This is a genomic window from Ureibacillus sp. 179-F W5.1 NHS (assembly GCF_045369345.1).
In the GTDB taxonomy this organism is placed as follows: domain Bacteria; phylum Bacillota; class Bacilli; order Bacillales_A; family Planococcaceae; genus Ureibacillus; species Ureibacillus halotolerans.
Window position 1 is genome coordinate 1 of record NZ_JBIQFG010000109.1, and the last position, 944, is coordinate 944.

General features: G+C 42.8%; 1 rRNA gene. It reads right to left on the bottom strand.

The features are described 5' to 3' along the window. Positions 1-443 (bottom strand): 23S ribosomal RNA (locus tag ACH0B5_RS18040); the annotation flags it as partial. Between the last annotated feature and the right edge of the window lie 501 nt (positions 444-944).

Consider the following 944-nt stretch of genomic DNA (forward strand, 5'->3'; position numbering starts at 1 on the left):
GGAATTTCACGTGTTCCGCCGTACTCAGGATACACTCAAGAGAGAATGAACTTTCGACTACGGGGCTTTTACCCTCTGCGGCAGACCTTTCCAGGTCGCTTCGCCTAATTCATTCCTTTGTAACTCCATATAGAGTGTCCTACAACCCCAAGAGGCAAGCCTCTTGGTTTGGGCTATTCCCGTTTCGCTCGCCGCTACTCAGGGAATCGAATATTTTCTTTCTCTTCCTCCAGGTACTTAGATGTTTCAGTTCCCTGGGTATGCCATCATGACGCTATGTATTCACGTCAAGATACTGTTCCATTACGAACAGTGGGTTCCCCCATTCGGAAATCTCCGGATCAAAGCTTACTTACAGCTCCCCGAAGCATATCGGTGTTAGTGCCGTCCTTCATCGGCTCCTAGTGCCAAGGCATCCACCGTGCGCCCTTCATAACTTAACCTAAAAAGTTAGTTACTGCTTTTCTTATAAAGAAAAGACTTAAGAACTACACAATCAAATGCGTCCTCGACGAATTTGCCGTCCAGATTTTTATTTTAAAAATGTCTGCTTTGCAGATGTTTTTAAAATTAAATACCTCTAAAAATCTGTGACATCCGCCGGAGGCTTTTTTATTATTCTGCTTCAGCTGAATAATAAAAATTTGCTTGAATTTTGTTGCTTTCAATGTCGTTTTATCCAGTTTTCAAAGAACAAGACTACTGACTTCAGTCACATCGTGACTTTGCATCAGTGAGATTACTCCGTGCAGTTTTGCGACGAAAGCTTTGAGTTACCTCTTAGACTTTTCTTCGCGGCAGGAGCAAGTTTGAAGTTTCATTTCTGAACCTTCAAAACTGAACACAAAACGTTAATGTTGATTGACCCAAGGTCAATCATTCCGTTATATATCCTTAGAAAGGAGGTGATCCAGCCGCACCTTCCGATACGGCTACCTTGTTAC